This is a genomic window from Flavobacterium sp. (genome assembly GCF_024642105.1).
GTDB lineage: Bacteria > Bacteroidota > Bacteroidia > Flavobacteriales > Flavobacteriaceae > Flavobacterium.
Window position 1 is genome coordinate 23,721 of the sequence record NZ_JAHEBT010000054.1, and the last position, 13,601, is coordinate 37,321.

The window sequence follows — 13,601 nt, forward strand, 5'->3', positions numbered from 1 at the left end:
ATTTATTATTTTTCTACCTCTTTTTTAAGCTCTTTATTGAAAGTATTATATCTTTCAAGTGCTCTATTTGCAAGAGCGACAGCTGTAATATTTGGGTTTATTCCTTTTACTTCCTCAGTTTGAATGAAACGAGTTTGACATTTTGAAATGGCTTCTACTATGTATCTATGATTATCCGAAAGCCCTGGAAGTCGTTCAATTTCACCCGACCAGCCAAATAATAAACCTTCTTGATAAATTAATGGACTACGCGGAATATCCGCCACTTGACCATTTCCCAAATCAGTTTTTACAATTACACTACCTCCATTTTTAATATCTCCTGAAAGACTTTTAAGGGTGGAACTCCAATTTGGCATTTTACTAAAATCTGTAAGTGTAGCCCATACTTTGCTTGCAGGTGCATTTATAACAATGTCAGTATAAATTTTAACATGGGTAGCTGATACTTCTGTTATATTTGAGGTTTTTACTTGAAGTTTTGTATTGATTTTACAAATTGAACAGGAAATAAAAAAAATACTCACTCCTATTGTTACTACTGCTCGTATTCTATTGAAATTTATATTACTACGCATTGAATTAATTCTTTAAGATTAAAAATATTATTTAATTTAATTTAATTTAAGCTCACTCAACCATTTTACCATATTAGGGTCTCTGTGGTCAAAAAATAAACTTTGATTAGTGTTTTGATTTTACTTTACAAAATTGATTTAATTTTTCTGTCAATAAAGTATATCGATTACGGATTGTACTACCAATATTACTTATTGTACTTATTACCTGATGATTGCTACAACTAAATGCCTAAATTTGTCTCATCAAAGAACAACAACTATGGAAAATACGGTTACATTTGAAACTATTAGTCAGTATAATGAATTCAATAATACCGAGACCCTACACCCTTTAATTAGCGTGATTGATTTTTCAAAAGCACACGAAAGATCATGGAATGGGCAAAAGCGTGTTAAAATTTATTACGGATTTTATTGTATTTTTTTAAAAGATATAAAATGTGGTGATATACGCTACGGATGCAATTATTACGATTATCAAGAAGGCACATTAGTTTTTACTGCACCCGGACAAATAATGGAAGTAGAAACTACAGGTGAAGTATACCAACCAAAGGGATATGCCTTAGTTTTTCATCCTGATTTAGTACACGGAACATCGCTTTTTAAAAGTCTTACTGAGTATAATTTCTTTAGTTATAAAGCTAATGAAGCCTTACATCTATCCGAACGAGAGCGACAGATCGTTTTGGATAGTTTTTCAAAAATAAAATTGGAGTTGGAAATTGGAGTAGACAAACACAGTAAGAAATTGATTGCTTCCAATATCGAATTGTTTCTCAACTACTGTAATCGCTTTTATGACAGACAATTTATAACACGAGAAAACGCAAACAAAGGTGTTTTAGAAAAATTTGAAGAGGTGCTGAATCGTTATTTCACTTCAGATAAACCTAACAAAATTGGCTTGCCATCTGTGGCCTATTGTGCTGATGAACTTCATTTATCAGCCAACTATTTTGGTGATTTAATTAAAAAAGAAACTGGAAAATCTGCTCAAGAATACATCCAAAACAAAATAATTGATGTGGCTAAAGACCATATTTTAGGCAATACCAAAACCGTAAATGAAATTGCTTACGAATTAGGATTCAAATATCCGCAACACTTTTCTAGACTTTTCAAACAAAGAGTGGGGTTTACTCCTAATGAATATAGAAGTGCTAATTAAAACACTCTCCTCTTTTGATTGCGTGAGGGATAGCAACGGAAAGCCCAGAGCGATGTGAAGCGGAAGCAGAACAGAGCGAGGACTTGAAGTGCATAGCCCGACCCAAGCCTTGGCAAAAGCAAGGGAGAGGGTTACGCCCCAAAATAAAAAGAGGGTGTCAAAAAAGTACCGGTTTTGTCATTCCGAATTCATTTCGGAATCTATAAAATAATATCAGTTATTTTAAGAAACTGGCTCGAGCGATAGCGAACAGGCGAAGCAAACAAGTTCAGTTTGACAAGAATAAGACTTTTAGGACACCCTCTATGTATTTCTGTTTGAAGAAAAGTGATTAGATGATCAACATCGCATCTCCATACGAATAGAATTTGTATTCTTCTTTGATGGCTTCTTCGTAAGCACGTTTCATTAAATCATGACCACAGAAAGCTGAAATCATCATTAACAAAGTTGATTTTGGTGTATGGAAATTGGTAATCATACAATCAGCAATACTGAAATCGTGAGGTGGAAAAATGAATTTGTTAGTCCATCCATCATACGGATTCAATGTTTTTTGAGAAGAAACTGAACTCTCGATAGCACGCATAGAAGTAGTTCCTACGGCACAAATACGTTTCTTATTCACCTTTGCATTGTTGACAATATCACAGGCTTCCTGACTGATTTTCAACTCTTCAGAATCCATTTTGTGTTTCGATAAATCTTCTACTTCCACTGGATTGAAAGTTCCTAAACCAACGTGAAGAGTCACCTCAGCAAAATCAATTCCTTTGATTTCTAATTTTTTCAACAAATGCTTAGAGAAGTGCAATCCTGCAGTAGGCGCTGCAACAGCTCCTTCTTCTTTGGCATAAATAGTTTGGTAACGCTCCGCATCTTCTGGAGTTACGTCACGTGAGATGTATTTTGGGATTGGGGTTTCGCCCAATTCGGTCAATTTGTTTCTGAATTCCTCGTACGAACCATCGTAAAGAAAACGTAATGTTCTACCTCGAGAAGTCGTGTTGTCAATTACCTCAGCTACTAAAGAATCGTCGTCTCCAAAATACAATTTGTTCCCGATTCTGATTTTACGAGCTGGATCAACCAATACGTCCCAAAGTCGTTGTTCGGCATTCAATTCGCGCAACAAAAACACTTCAATTCTGGCTCCTGTTTTTTCTTTGTTTCCGTACAAACGTGCAGGAAAAACTTTGGTATTATTCAAAATCATTACATCTCCGTCATCAAAATAATCGATAACATCTTTGAACATTTTGTGCTCAATCGTTTGTTTTTTACGGTCAATAACCATTAAACGAGACTCGTCTCTATTCTCTGCAGGAAACTCAGCTAAAAGTTCTTTTGGTAAATTGAATTGAAAATGTGATAATTTCATTGAATAAAGTTTATGTGTTTAAAAATTTAAAGGGTTATAAGTTTTACAATCCTTTAAAAATCAGAATGCAAATATACGACGGTGAAAGAGGCGTTGTCAAGTGTTTTGGTGTTTATTTTCACCAACCCAATCCCAGAAAGGGATTCCGACTATTCAACACTACAAATTAAGCTATTTCTTCTATTGCAAAGCCGATTCTTTTTAGGTCTTCCCAAAAATCAGGATACGATTTAGAGACTACTTCGGCATTTTCAATATAAATTGGCACTCGGAAAGCCAAAGGTGCAAATGCCATCGCCATTCGGTGGTCGTTATAGGTCGCAATGGTAATATTGGAATTAATTTCTTTGGTGGCTACCAAAGTCAAACTGTCATTAGTTACCGAAATATTCGCTCCTAACTTGGTTAATTCAATTCGGAGTGCTTCTAGACGGTCGGTTTCTTTAATTTTTAACGTATGTAAGCCCGTTAAGTGACAACCAATTCCTAAACCTAAACAAGTTACTACAATAGTTTGTGCAATATCAGGTGTGTTATTCAAATCGAAAGTGACGTCTTGGTAATTGAAATTAGCTTGTTTGGTTAAAGTCAATTGGTTTCCGTTAAAACTCGACTCCACTCCCATCGCTTTGTATAAGTTGACCAAAGCCGAATCGCCTTGCAAACTGTTTTCTTTATAACTTGAAATGGTGATGGAAGCAGCATCTGTCAGAGCAGCAATACTAAAATAATACGAAGCCGAACTCCAATCCGATTCTACAATCATTTCTTTAGTTTCCACTGCCGGTTTTGGAGCAACGGTAATAACATTTCCTTCAAAACTAGTCTGGATATTCAAATCATTAAGCAAAGCCAAAGTCATTTTGATATACGGAATAGAAGTAATTTCTCCTTCCAATGTCAACTCTAAACCATTTTCTAATTTGGAAGCCACTAACAATAAAGCCGAAATGTATTGACTGCTTACATTGGCCGCTAATGTTACTTTGGAAGCCGTTATTTTTTGTCCTTTGATTCGGATAGGTGGATAACCTACTTCTTTTTCATACGTAATCACAGCGCCTAATTGCTCCAACGCTTCTACCAAAATTTTGATAGGACGCTCTTGCATTCGGCTAGAACCAGTCAACACCACTTCGCGACCTGCATTTACAGCAAAATAAGCCGTAAGAAATCGCATCGCCGTTCCTGCGTGGTGAATGTCTACAATTTCATCAGTACCTGTCAATGCTTTTTGCATTACTTCGCTATCATCCGAATTGGAAGTATTGGCTAAAGTAATGTTAGGAAACAATGCTTTTAGCAATAACAACCGATTGGTTTCGCTCTTCGACCCCGTAATTTTGATGGCGGAATTGATTTCAGATAGTGCAGATTGTAGCAGTAATTTCATTCTGTTGTGTGTTGGTATGTAATTGGGCGCAAATTTATTTTAAAAAAAGGAGCTACCCAAGTTTTAAAACACCGAATCACATTATTTCAGCTTTTCGTTGTTTTTATGGCGATCTTTATCACGAACGGATTTCAAATCCATTTTTTTATCAAAAGCAGCTTGTAAATCAATCCCAGTTTGGTTGGCCAAACACAATACTACAAAAACCACATCGGCTAGTTCCTCGCCAAGATCTTTATTTTTATCGGATTCTTTCTCAGACTGTTCTCCATAACGACGTGCGATAATACGAGCTACTTCTCCTACTTCTTCTGTCAATTGTGCCATATTGGTCAATTCGTTGAAGTAGCGAACTCCGTGTTCTTTAATCCACGTATCTACGTCTAGTTGTGCGTTTTTTAAATCCATTATTCTTTATTTTTACTATCAATAACTATAGTTACAGGCCCATCATTCAGTAAGGCTACTTTCATATCGGCACCAAAAATACCTGTTGGTACTTTTTTACCTAATTTATTCTCTAAAGTAGTTACAAATTTTTCATAAATCGGAATCGCCACTTCGGGTTTAGCCGCTTTGATATAGGAAGGTCGATTGCCTTTTTTAGTGGCTGCATGAAGTGTAAACTGACTCACCACAAGGACATCGCCATTCACCTCTTCTACCGACAAATTCATTATCCCATTGGCATCTCCAAAAATACGAAGTTGCGTAATTTTGGCAACTAACCAATCAATATCTTCTTGGGTATCGGCGTCCTCAATGCCTACTAAGACTAATAATCCTTTTTGGATTTCTCCCACTATTTTTTCAGAAACGGTGACTGAAGCCGATGAAACTCTTTGTAACACTACTCTCATTAATCTCGTGTTTTATCGCTGGAAATTCGGTCTTCATTGTACACATCAGTTCTATAATGTTCGTCATCGCCTTCTAAAATTTTCAAATAGCTATTGTAACGAGACCAAGCGATTTCATCTTTTTCCAAAGCCGCTTTTATGGCACAATGAGGCTCTTCTTTGTGCAAACAATTATTGAATTTGCATTGGTCTTGTAATTTAAAAAATTCTGGGAAGTACCCGCCAATTTCATCTTTTTCCATATCCACAATCCCAAATCCTTTGATACCAGGTGTATCGATGATTTTGGCACCAAAACTCAAATCATACATTTCAGCAAAAGTGGTGGTGTGTTGTCCTTGTTTACTTTGTTCCGAAATATTTTTTGTTTTCAAATGCAAAGAAGGTTCTAAAGCATTGACTAAAGTTGATTTCCCTACACCAGAATGTCCGGAAAACATACTGACTTTACCCAACATCAATTGTTTTAATTCTTCCACTCCTTTTCCTTCGGTCGAAGATACGCGCAAACAACGATAGCCAATTTCTTGATATACATGTTGCATATACAATTGCTCGTCTAAAGAGGTGTCGTTTAAGGTGTCGATTTTGTTAAAAACTAAAATCGTTTCGATACCGTAGGCTTCGGCAGTAACTAAAAATCGGTCAATAAAACTGGTAGTTGTAGGCGGATTATCAATCGTAATCAATAAAAAAACTTGATCAATATTGGAAGCAATAATATGAATTTGCTTGGATAAATTCACCGATTTTCGAACGATATAATTTTTCCTGTCGTGAATGTTATGAATGGTTCCCGTCACAGCATCCGAACTTTCGTCCAATTCAAAATCCACTACATCCCCTACAGCAATTGGATTGGTACTTTTAATCCCCTTCATTCGGAACTTCCCTTTCATACGGCATTCCATAAAATCACCTGTATTCGATTTTACGGTGTACCAACTCCCTGTAGATTTATAAACGATTCCTGTCATGTGACAAAGGTAAAATTTTGTTTCAAGTTTCAAGTTCGAAGTACAAAGTTTTTACAATGACTCGAAATAAAAAATCCTCACAATTCAATGAACTGTGAGGATTATATAAATTGAAAAATACGAATTAAGAATTCAATATTTTCTCTTGTTGTTCGATACTTTCTTGGTGAATTCCTTTGAACAATTTAATGATAAATTCTTCAGACAATCCTTTTTTAGCACCTTCAGCAACCATTTTTGCTTGGATTTCATTCCAACGACTGTTTTGTAAAACCGCTACATTGGCATCTTTTTTCACTTGACCAATTTCTGATGCTACTTGCATACGTTTTCCAAGTAATTCCAATAAATTAGCATCTAACACATCAATATTGGCTCTTAATTTTGTCATTTTATTTTCAAAATCAGCTGTATCTCCACTTTGTTTTCTGATTTTCAAATCTTTGAAAATTTGTTTCAAAGCAGCAGGTGTTACTTGTTGAGCAGCATCACTCCATGCATTGTCTGGATCAATATGTGTTTCGATAATCATACCGTCATAGTTCAAATCCAAGGCTTCTTGAGTCACTTCCAAAATCATATCACGGTTTCCTGTGATGTGTGATGGATCAATGATTAAAGGCAAATCAGGGAATTTGTTTTGCAATTCGATAGCAATTTGCCATTCTGGAATGTTTCTGTACTTTGTTTTTTGGTACGTAGAGAAACCTCTATGAATTACTCCTAATTTTTTAATACCAGCAGCATACAAACGCTCTACACCACCTAACCATAAAGCCATATCTGGGTTTACTGGGTTTTTAATCAAAACGATTTTATCTGTTCCTTTTAAAGTGTCTGCAATTTCTTGAACTGCAAATGGATTCGCTGTTGTACGCGCTCCCACCCATAAAACATCTATATCATATTCTAAAGCCAATTTACAGTGTGCTGCGGTAGCTACTTCAGTCCCCATTAACAAACCTGTTTCTTCTTTGGCTTTTTTCAACCATTTTAATCCAATTTCACCCACACCTTCAAATCCTCCTGGACGTGTTCTTGGCTTCCAGATTCCTGCTCTAAAAACGCTTACATCTGAATCTTTCAATTCGTGAGCAATTTTTAATACTTGCTCTTCAGTTTCAGCACTACATGGTCCTGCAATTACTAATGGATGATCTAATTTGAATGCATCCAACCAATTTCTCATTTCTTTACTATTCTCCATCTTTTCTAAAATTACTTTTTAATGTTTATTCCGTTTAATATTTCTTTTATTTTATTCACACTTTGCATTTCGTGGTAAATCGCATCAAAATCATCGTTTTCTAATAATGCTTTGAACTTTGACAAATTAGAAATGTATTCTTCTAAAGTATTTACCACTTGTTTTTTATTCTGTTTGAAAATGGGTGTCCACATCGCTGGGGAACTTTTTGCTAAACGCACCGTACTTTCAAATCCACTGCCCGCCATATCAAAAATATCTTGCTCTTCGGTTTCTTTGTCAATTACTGTCTTTCCTAACATGAACGAACTAATGTGCGACAAATGCGATACATAGGCAATATGCTTGTCATGCGATTGTGGGTCCATATACCGAATTCGCATTCCCATAGCGGTAAACAATTGCAAGGCTTTTTCTTGTAATTTGAAGGTTGTCTTTTCTACCTCACAAATAATATTCGTTTTCCCTTGAAACAATCCTTTTATTGCTGCCGAAGGGCCAGAAAACTCCGTTCCTGCAATAGGATGCGTTGCAATATAATTGCGTCGCTTAGGATGATTCGCTACTGCTTCGCAAATAGGCAACTTGGTGGAACCGACTTCAAAAACAATGGTATTTTCTCCAACAGCGTCCAATACTTGCGGCAATACCACCAAAGCAATATCCACAGGAACCGAAACAATCACAAAATCAGCATCGGCTAAATCTTCGGTAGTTCCTGCTTTTTCAACCACGCCTAAATCAATAGCTTGTTGCAAATGGTTTTCATTGGCATCAATCCCTAAAATAGTCGCATCTGGATGCAGCGCTTTGATGTCCAAAACCATCGAACCGCCTATTAAACCTATACCTATTACAACTACTTTCATTTGATTAAAATCTATCTATTGCTTCTTGTACTTTTTCTTCTTTTACACAAAGTGCAAATCGAATGTATCCTTCTCCGTTACTTCCAAAAATAGTTCCTGGTGTAATGAAAATATGTTTTTCGTATAAAATTTGGTCGATGAATGCTTCTGCAGAGCTAATTCCCGCTGGCAATTTTGCCCAAACAAACAAACCTACTCCTTCTTTATACACTTCACAACCTAATTTCTCTGCTAATTGTTCGGTTAAAACACGACGCTTTCTATAAATCGCGTTCATCGATTCGAACCAAGAAGCATCACTTTTTAACGCGGCAATAGCTCCTTTTTGGATGCCATAAAACATACCGCTATCCATATTACTTTTCACTTTCAATACAGCATCAATACAAGCGGCATTTCCTAAAACCATTCCTACACGCCATCCTGCCATATTGAAGGTTTTACTCAACGAATTCAGTTCTAAAGCCACTTCTTTGGCGCCTTCAACCTGCAATAAACTCATTGGATTGTCATTCAAAACAAAACTGTACGGATTGTCATTGACTAACAAAATGCTGTGCTTTTTGGCGAAAGCCACTAATTTTTCAAACAAAGCCAAACTGCCTCTCGCTCCCGTTGGCATGTGGGGATAACCCACCCACATGATTTTCACTTTGGATAAATCCAATTGCTCTAAAGCGTCAAAATCGGGTTCCCAATTAGTACTTTCCTTCAAATCATAATACACCGGAACCGCTCCTACTAAATTCGTCACCGAAGTATAGGTTGGGTAACCCGGATTCGGAATCAACACTTGGTCTCCTTCATTCAAAAAAGCCAAAGAAATGTGCATGATTCCTTCTTTAGATCCCATCAAAGGCAAAATTTCAGTAGTAGGATTCATAGTCACTCCAAAGTTCGTCTGATAAAAATCAGCCATACTTTGACGCAATTCTGGAACCCCTTGATAACTTTGGTATTGGTGCGCATTTTCTTCTTGCATTGCCAAAACCACTGCATTAATAACGGCTTGCGAAGGCTTCAAATCTGGACTTCCAATTCCCATATTGATGATGGGCTTTCCTTCTGCAGCCAATTGCCTTACTTCTCTCAATTTTGAAGAGAAATAATATTCTTCTACTATCTCTAAACGTTTTGCCGTTGCAATCATCTTTGTTCTACTATCTTATTTTACTTTCGTAAATGGTATTTTAATTCTTAACGTTTCGCATTTTTGTATTCTCCCAAAACTTTGAAATATTCGGCCATAATGTCGATTAAGGCTTTTGCTTTGGCATAATCTTCGTATTTCTCAAATGTCACATCCACAAAAAAGGAATATTTCCAAGGCGTTTCAATTTTGGGTAACGACTGAATCTTAGTCAAATTCAATTTGCAGTCGCTCATCACATTCAAAACGGCTGCCAAACTCCCGCGCTTGTGATCCAATTCGAATTTGATTGAGGCTCTATTAATTTCGTTTGGTACCAAAACCGATTGTTCTTTATCAATAATCACAAAACGCGTCATGTTATTATTAATCGTCTGAATCTCTGGCGCCAAAATTTCCAAGTCGTACATTTCAGCAGCTACTTTACTCGCAATGGCTGCAATGCCTTTCAATTGTTTTTCGTGAATTCTTCGAGCCGTTTCGGCCGTATCTTTATCTTCAACAATTTTAATATGAGGATACTGTTTCAAAAACTCCATACATTGCAACAAGGCCATCGGATGCGAATGCACCTCTTCAATATCTTGAATGGTCTGACCTTTTAAAGCCATTAAATTCTGATGAATATCCAAATAATGTTCGCCAATAATGTGCAAATTATTCTTGTCAATCAACGCATAATTAGGAATAATAGGTCCCGCAATCGAATTTTCGATAGCCATTACCGCCTGGTCTGATTTGCCAGACAATACGCTCGATACCAACTCCTCAAATGACAAGCATTCATCAACAGCCACTTCTTTTCCAAAGTACTCCTGAGCCACTTGATGGTGGAACGAACCTTTTATTCCTTGTATTGCGATTTTTGTTGCCATAAATTCAAAAAAAAATCCTGATTTTCATCAGGATTGTATATTGTTTTAATTTGCTTTTTTATTTTTCAAATAACCCTATAACAATCCTTACTTCCTAAAAAAGAAGTAATAAGTATTGCTAAAATAAAAACGGTTATTACACATGACCTGCTTGTTTTGTATTTAATTACGGTGCAAATATTAGCATTTATTTCATTTCAACCAAAAAAAACTAGCGCTTTTATACAACAAAAACGAAATTCTTTGTTAAAACTATTTTTTTCTAACTATTGACTAATGAAACTATTATTTACATCCTGTTTTTTAAGAATTTGAAAATAGTGCAAAAATTCAAATTGGTTGAAACAACAAACAAATGCTTTTTCTGTTTACTTTTGTACCAAATACAAAGCGATGTCAATAGCAATTCAGAATATATCTAAAAGTTACGGAACCCAAAAAGCATTAGACGCCATTTCATTTTCTATCAACAAAGGAGAAATTGTGGGCTTTTTAGGGCCAAACGGAGCAGGAAAATCTACTTTGATGAAAATTCTAACCACCTATTTGACTGCCGATGAAGGCAGTGCCAAAGTCAATGGTTTTGATGTGAGTTCCCAACCCAAAGACGTCCAACTTTCTATTGGCTATTTACCCGAACACAATCCGTTGTATTTGGATTTGTACGTTCGGGAATATTTAGCATTCAATGCCAATGTCTATAAAGTAGCTACATCCCGAATTGAAGAAGTGATTCAATTGACGGGACTGACTACCGAAAGTCATAAAAAAATAGGCCAATTATCCAAAGGATACCGCCAGCGTGTGGGTTTAGCCAATGCCTTGTTGCACAACCCTGACGTCTTGATTTTGGACGAACCTACCACCGGTTTGGATCCCAATCAATTAGTGGAGATTCGAAATGTGATTAAAAATGCCGGCAAAGACAAAACCGTTTTCCTTTCTACGCATATCATGCAAGAAGTAGAAGCGATTTGCGACCGCGTTATTATTATTGACAAAGGAAAAATCGTAGCCGATAAAAAATTAGAAAAACTCATTAGCGAGTCTACTACCCAAATTATCGAAGTGGAATTTGACCAAAAAGTGAGCGAAACCCAAATAGCTACTATCGACACTATTCGTTCGTACACCACTACCAATGGTATTATTTGGGAATTGACTTTTGCTACCGATAAAGACATGCGTCCTGTAGTGTTTGATTTTGCTACCGCCAATGGATTGAAAACTTTACAACTCAACCAGAAAAATAAGAATCTAGAAACGGTATTTAGAGAGGTTACGAAGTAAATCAGTTATCTATTAATAATCCTATGGGTTTTTTGAGCTCATATTTTTTCATTTCTTTCCTTCCAAATTTTGTTGTCAATTTATAATTGTCTTTAAATAAGTATTGAACCATAATTGGATAATTCATTTTGTTGTTAACACAAACTAAATCACCATTTAAAAAATTGTAGAGATTAAAAAGCCAATAATTATGATTCTTATGGTTTTGTAAAGTCATTGTAATAATTTCAAAATTTCCATCACCATCAAAATCTCTTTCAGTCATATTTTCTCCAATTTTATCATCAAATGATATTTTTGTAAATTCTTTACTTTCTTTTTGGAAAAAATAAATTACTCTAACATTCAATGACGCAAGACCAGACCCCATATAATAACATACAATTTTAAAATCTTTTTTCCCGTCTCCATTAAAGTCTGCAATAGAAAATCCATCTGTTCCTTGAAATGGTATTTCTTCGAAGTACTTTCTGAAATTAGATTTTGTTTTGACTTCTATATAAGTTTTTCTTGAATCTTTAGTATTACCATTAATTACAACTTCTAGATCTGATTTATCATTAAAAAATGATTTTATAACTTTAGAATACTCTTGAACATCATCTTTTTCAGTCATTTTAAATTCTAAAGAAAAACTTCTGGGTTTATTTAATTTTTCAAATGAATATTGGCCAAAAACGAAAAATGGGAAGAAAAAAAAGATGTATTTTATGAAGTTGGTCATTTTTAATTTTAGTATGAAACTAGTTTCTATTTACAGAAATATCAGATTTGTTTCCCAAATATATAAAAAAGAACGTTCCCAAATAAAAAAGCTTCCAGCCTTTTGAAGACTGGAAGCTTTAAAATATAAAATGGATGTTTTAAAAAACTTTACTCGCTATTTGTCGGATATTTTCTGATTTACCCATTGAATAGTAATGCAAAAACGGCACTCCAGCGGCTTTTAATTCCAAAGATTGTTGGATAGCCCATTCTACTCCTACTTGTCGGATATCGGCAGCTGTTTTACATTGTTCTACTGCATTAATTAAATCTTCAGGTAAGTCTATTCTAAAAATCTGAGGTAAGATTTGCAAATGTCTGTGAACGGCAATCGGTTTAATCCCTGGGATAATTGGAACGTTGATTCCTATTTCACGCGCTTTGGCAACAAATTCAAAGAATTTTGAATTGTCAAAAAACATTTGAGTTACTACATAATCAGCACCCGCATCTACTTTTTCTTTCAATCGCTTCAAATCAGAAGTTAACGATGGCGACTCCAAATGCTTTTCTGGATAGCCCGCTACTCCAATACAAAAATCGGATTTATGTTCGATATCTTTTAACCCGTGTAAATAATTCCCTTGGTTCAATTGGTGAATTTGGCTCACCAAATCGGCAGCATAATGATTTCCACCTTCTTTCGGAATAAAAGATTGTTCGTCTTTCATCGCATCACCACGCAACGCCATTACGTTATCAATGCCCAGATAATGACAGTCCACCAAAAGGTATTCCGTTTCTTCTTTTGTAAATCCGCCACAAAGTACGTGAGGTACCGTATCTACATTATACTTATGCTTAATAGAAGCACAGATTCCCAAAGTTCCCGGACGCATTCTGGTTAATTTTTTTTCCAATAAACCATTGCCTTTATTCACATAAATATACTCCTCACGCGAAGTCGTTACATCTATAAATGGCGGTTTGAATTCCATTAACGGATCTATATTATCATATAATTCCTGAATACTTGTTCCTTTAGTAGGCGGTACAATTTCAAAAGAGAATAGGGTTTCTCCTTTGGCTGCTGCTATATGGTCTGTTACTTTCATGAGCCTCCCCCGTCCCCTCCAAAGGAG

14 protein-coding genes are annotated in these 13,601 nt (G+C 35.7%); 2 read left to right on the top strand and 12 right to left on the bottom strand.

The genetic code is table 11. From position 1 onward, the window contains the following. Positions 1-5 precede the first annotated feature (5 nt). A complete protein-coding gene (locus Q0L65_RS10155; RefSeq protein ID WP_296685970.1) occupies positions 6-578 on the bottom strand; it encodes an SRPBCC domain-containing protein in 573 nt (190 codons plus the stop codon). A 262-nt stretch (positions 579-840) separates the two neighbouring features. On the opposite strand from Q0L65_RS10155, the gene Q0L65_RS10160 reads away from it, so the two are divergent. Continuing rightward, on the top strand, positions 841-1,752 hold the full coding sequence (locus tag Q0L65_RS10160; protein ID WP_296685973.1) for a helix-turn-helix domain-containing protein: 912 nt from the start codon (positions 841-843) through the stop codon (positions 1,750-1,752). A 331-nt stretch (positions 1,753-2,083) separates the two neighbouring features. On the opposite strand, the gene queA is transcribed toward Q0L65_RS10160, so the two are convergent. From queA to Q0L65_RS10205, 9 genes are all read right to left on the bottom strand, one after another. Beyond that, positions 2,084-3,133 (bottom strand): tRNA preQ1(34) S-adenosylmethionine ribosyltransferase-isomerase QueA, encoded by a 1,050-nt coding sequence (gene queA, locus Q0L65_RS10165; RefSeq protein ID WP_296685974.1) that lies wholly within the window; start codon positions 3,131-3,133, stop codon positions 2,084-2,086. Between the two features lie 166 nt (positions 3,134-3,299). Further along, positions 3,300-4,526, bottom strand: a complete 1,227-nt coding sequence (gene aroA / locus Q0L65_RS10170) for a 3-phosphoshikimate 1-carboxyvinyltransferase (protein WP_296685977.1) — start codon at positions 4,524-4,526, stop codon at positions 3,300-3,302. Between the two features lie 81 nt (positions 4,527-4,607). Then, positions 4,608-4,934, bottom strand: a complete 327-nt coding sequence (locus Q0L65_RS10175; RefSeq protein ID WP_179001729.1) for a nucleotide pyrophosphohydrolase — start codon at positions 4,932-4,934, stop codon at positions 4,608-4,610. Beyond that, positions 4,934-5,386 (bottom strand): D-aminoacyl-tRNA deacylase, encoded by a 453-nt coding sequence (gene dtd / locus Q0L65_RS10180; RefSeq protein ID WP_296685981.1) that lies wholly within the window; start codon positions 5,384-5,386, stop codon positions 4,934-4,936. The genes Q0L65_RS10175 and dtd overlap by 1 nt, the downstream gene beginning before the upstream one ends. Then, complete coding sequence (gene rsgA / locus Q0L65_RS10185; protein WP_296685983.1) at positions 5,386-6,363, bottom strand: ribosome small subunit-dependent GTPase A; 978 nt, start codon at positions 6,361-6,363, stop codon at positions 5,386-5,388. Before rsgA ends, dtd begins: the two co-directional genes overlap by 1 nt. Before the next feature lie 124 nt (positions 6,364-6,487). Then, positions 6,488-7,570 carry a bifunctional 3-deoxy-7-phosphoheptulonate synthase/chorismate mutase type II gene (locus Q0L65_RS10190; protein ID WP_264533811.1) on the bottom strand — a complete coding sequence of 361 codons (1,083 nt, stop codon included), beginning with the start codon at positions 7,568-7,570 and terminating at the stop codon, positions 6,488-6,490. Positions 7,571-7,581: 11 nt separating this feature from the next. Next, positions 7,582-8,439, bottom strand: coding sequence for a prephenate dehydrogenase (locus Q0L65_RS10195; protein WP_296685987.1), 858 nt, complete (start codon positions 8,437-8,439; stop codon positions 7,582-7,584). A gap of 4 nt (positions 8,440-8,443) precedes the next feature. Then, a complete protein-coding gene (locus Q0L65_RS10200; protein ID WP_296685990.1) occupies positions 8,444-9,589 on the bottom strand; it encodes an aminotransferase class I/II-fold pyridoxal phosphate-dependent enzyme in 1,146 nt (381 codons plus the stop codon). A gap of 47 nt (positions 9,590-9,636) precedes the next feature. Further along, complete coding sequence (locus tag Q0L65_RS10205) at positions 9,637-10,464, bottom strand: prephenate dehydratase (RefSeq protein WP_296685991.1); 828 nt, start codon at positions 10,462-10,464, stop codon at positions 9,637-9,639. Between the two features lie 393 nt (positions 10,465-10,857). Between Q0L65_RS10205 and gldA the strand changes: the two genes are divergently transcribed. Further along, the gene (gene gldA / locus Q0L65_RS10210) at positions 10,858-11,754 is read left to right on the top strand and encodes a gliding motility-associated ABC transporter ATP-binding subunit GldA (protein WP_296686263.1); all 897 of its coding nucleotides are present in this window, start codon (positions 10,858-10,860) and stop codon (positions 11,752-11,754) included. Between the two features lies 1 nt (position 11,755). On the opposite strand, the gene Q0L65_RS10215 is transcribed toward gldA, so the two are convergent. Both Q0L65_RS10215 and metF read right to left on the bottom strand, forming a co-directional pair. After that, entirely contained in the window at positions 11,756-12,478 is a 723-nt protein-coding gene (locus Q0L65_RS10215) for a hypothetical protein (RefSeq protein ID WP_296685993.1), read from the bottom strand. A 139-nt stretch (positions 12,479-12,617) separates the two neighbouring features. Beyond that, complete coding sequence (gene metF, locus Q0L65_RS10220) at positions 12,618-13,574, bottom strand: methylenetetrahydrofolate reductase [NAD(P)H] (RefSeq protein WP_296685995.1); 957 nt, start codon at positions 13,572-13,574, stop codon at positions 12,618-12,620. Between the last annotated feature and the right edge of the window lie 27 nt (positions 13,575-13,601).

What these genes read in the sequence shown, in the direction of transcription:
- Q0L65_RS10195 (WP_296685987.1), bottom strand. Translation starts at nt 8,439, where the DNA reads ATGAAAGTAGTTGTAATAGGTATAGGTTTAATAGGCGGTTCGATGGTT.
- dtd (WP_296685981.1), bottom strand. Translation starts at nt 5,386, where the DNA reads ATGAGAGTAGTGTTACAAAGAGTTTCATCGGCTTCAGTCACCGTTTCT.
- gldA (WP_296686263.1), top strand. Translation starts at nt 10,858, where the DNA reads ATGTCAATAGCAATTCAGAATATATCTAAAAGTTACGGAACCCAAAAA.
- Q0L65_RS10175 (WP_179001729.1), bottom strand. Translation starts at nt 4,934, where the DNA reads ATGGATTTAAAAAACGCACAACTAGACGTAGATACGTGGATTAAAGAA.
- queA (WP_296685974.1), bottom strand. Translation starts at nt 3,133, where the DNA reads ATGAAATTATCACATTTTCAATTCAATTTACCAAAAGAACTTTTAGCT.
- metF (WP_296685995.1), bottom strand. Translation starts at nt 13,574, where the DNA reads ATGAAAGTAACAGACCATATAGCAGCAGCCAAAGGAGAAACCCTATTC.
- Q0L65_RS10160 (WP_296685973.1), top strand. Translation starts at nt 841, where the DNA reads ATGGAAAATACGGTTACATTTGAAACTATTAGTCAGTATAATGAATTC.
- Q0L65_RS10215 (WP_296685993.1), bottom strand. Translation starts at nt 12,478, where the DNA reads ATGACCAACTTCATAAAATACATCTTTTTTTTCTTCCCATTTTTCGTT.
- Q0L65_RS10205 (WP_296685991.1), bottom strand. Translation starts at nt 10,464, where the DNA reads ATGGCAACAAAAATCGCAATACAAGGAATAAAAGGTTCGTTCCACCAT.
- Q0L65_RS10155 (WP_296685970.1), bottom strand. Translation starts at nt 578, where the DNA reads ATGCGTAGTAATATAAATTTCAATAGAATACGAGCAGTAGTAACAATA.
- Q0L65_RS10190 (WP_264533811.1), bottom strand. Translation starts at nt 7,570, where the DNA reads ATGGAGAATAGTAAAGAAATGAGAAATTGGTTGGATGCATTCAAATTA.
- rsgA (WP_296685983.1), bottom strand. Translation starts at nt 6,363, where the DNA reads ATGACAGGAATCGTTTATAAATCTACAGGGAGTTGGTACACCGTAAAA.
- aroA (WP_296685977.1), bottom strand. Translation starts at nt 4,526, where the DNA reads ATGAAATTACTGCTACAATCTGCACTATCTGAAATCAATTCCGCCATC.
- Q0L65_RS10200 (WP_296685990.1), bottom strand. Translation starts at nt 9,589, where the DNA reads ATGATTGCAACGGCAAAACGTTTAGAGATAGTAGAAGAATATTATTTC.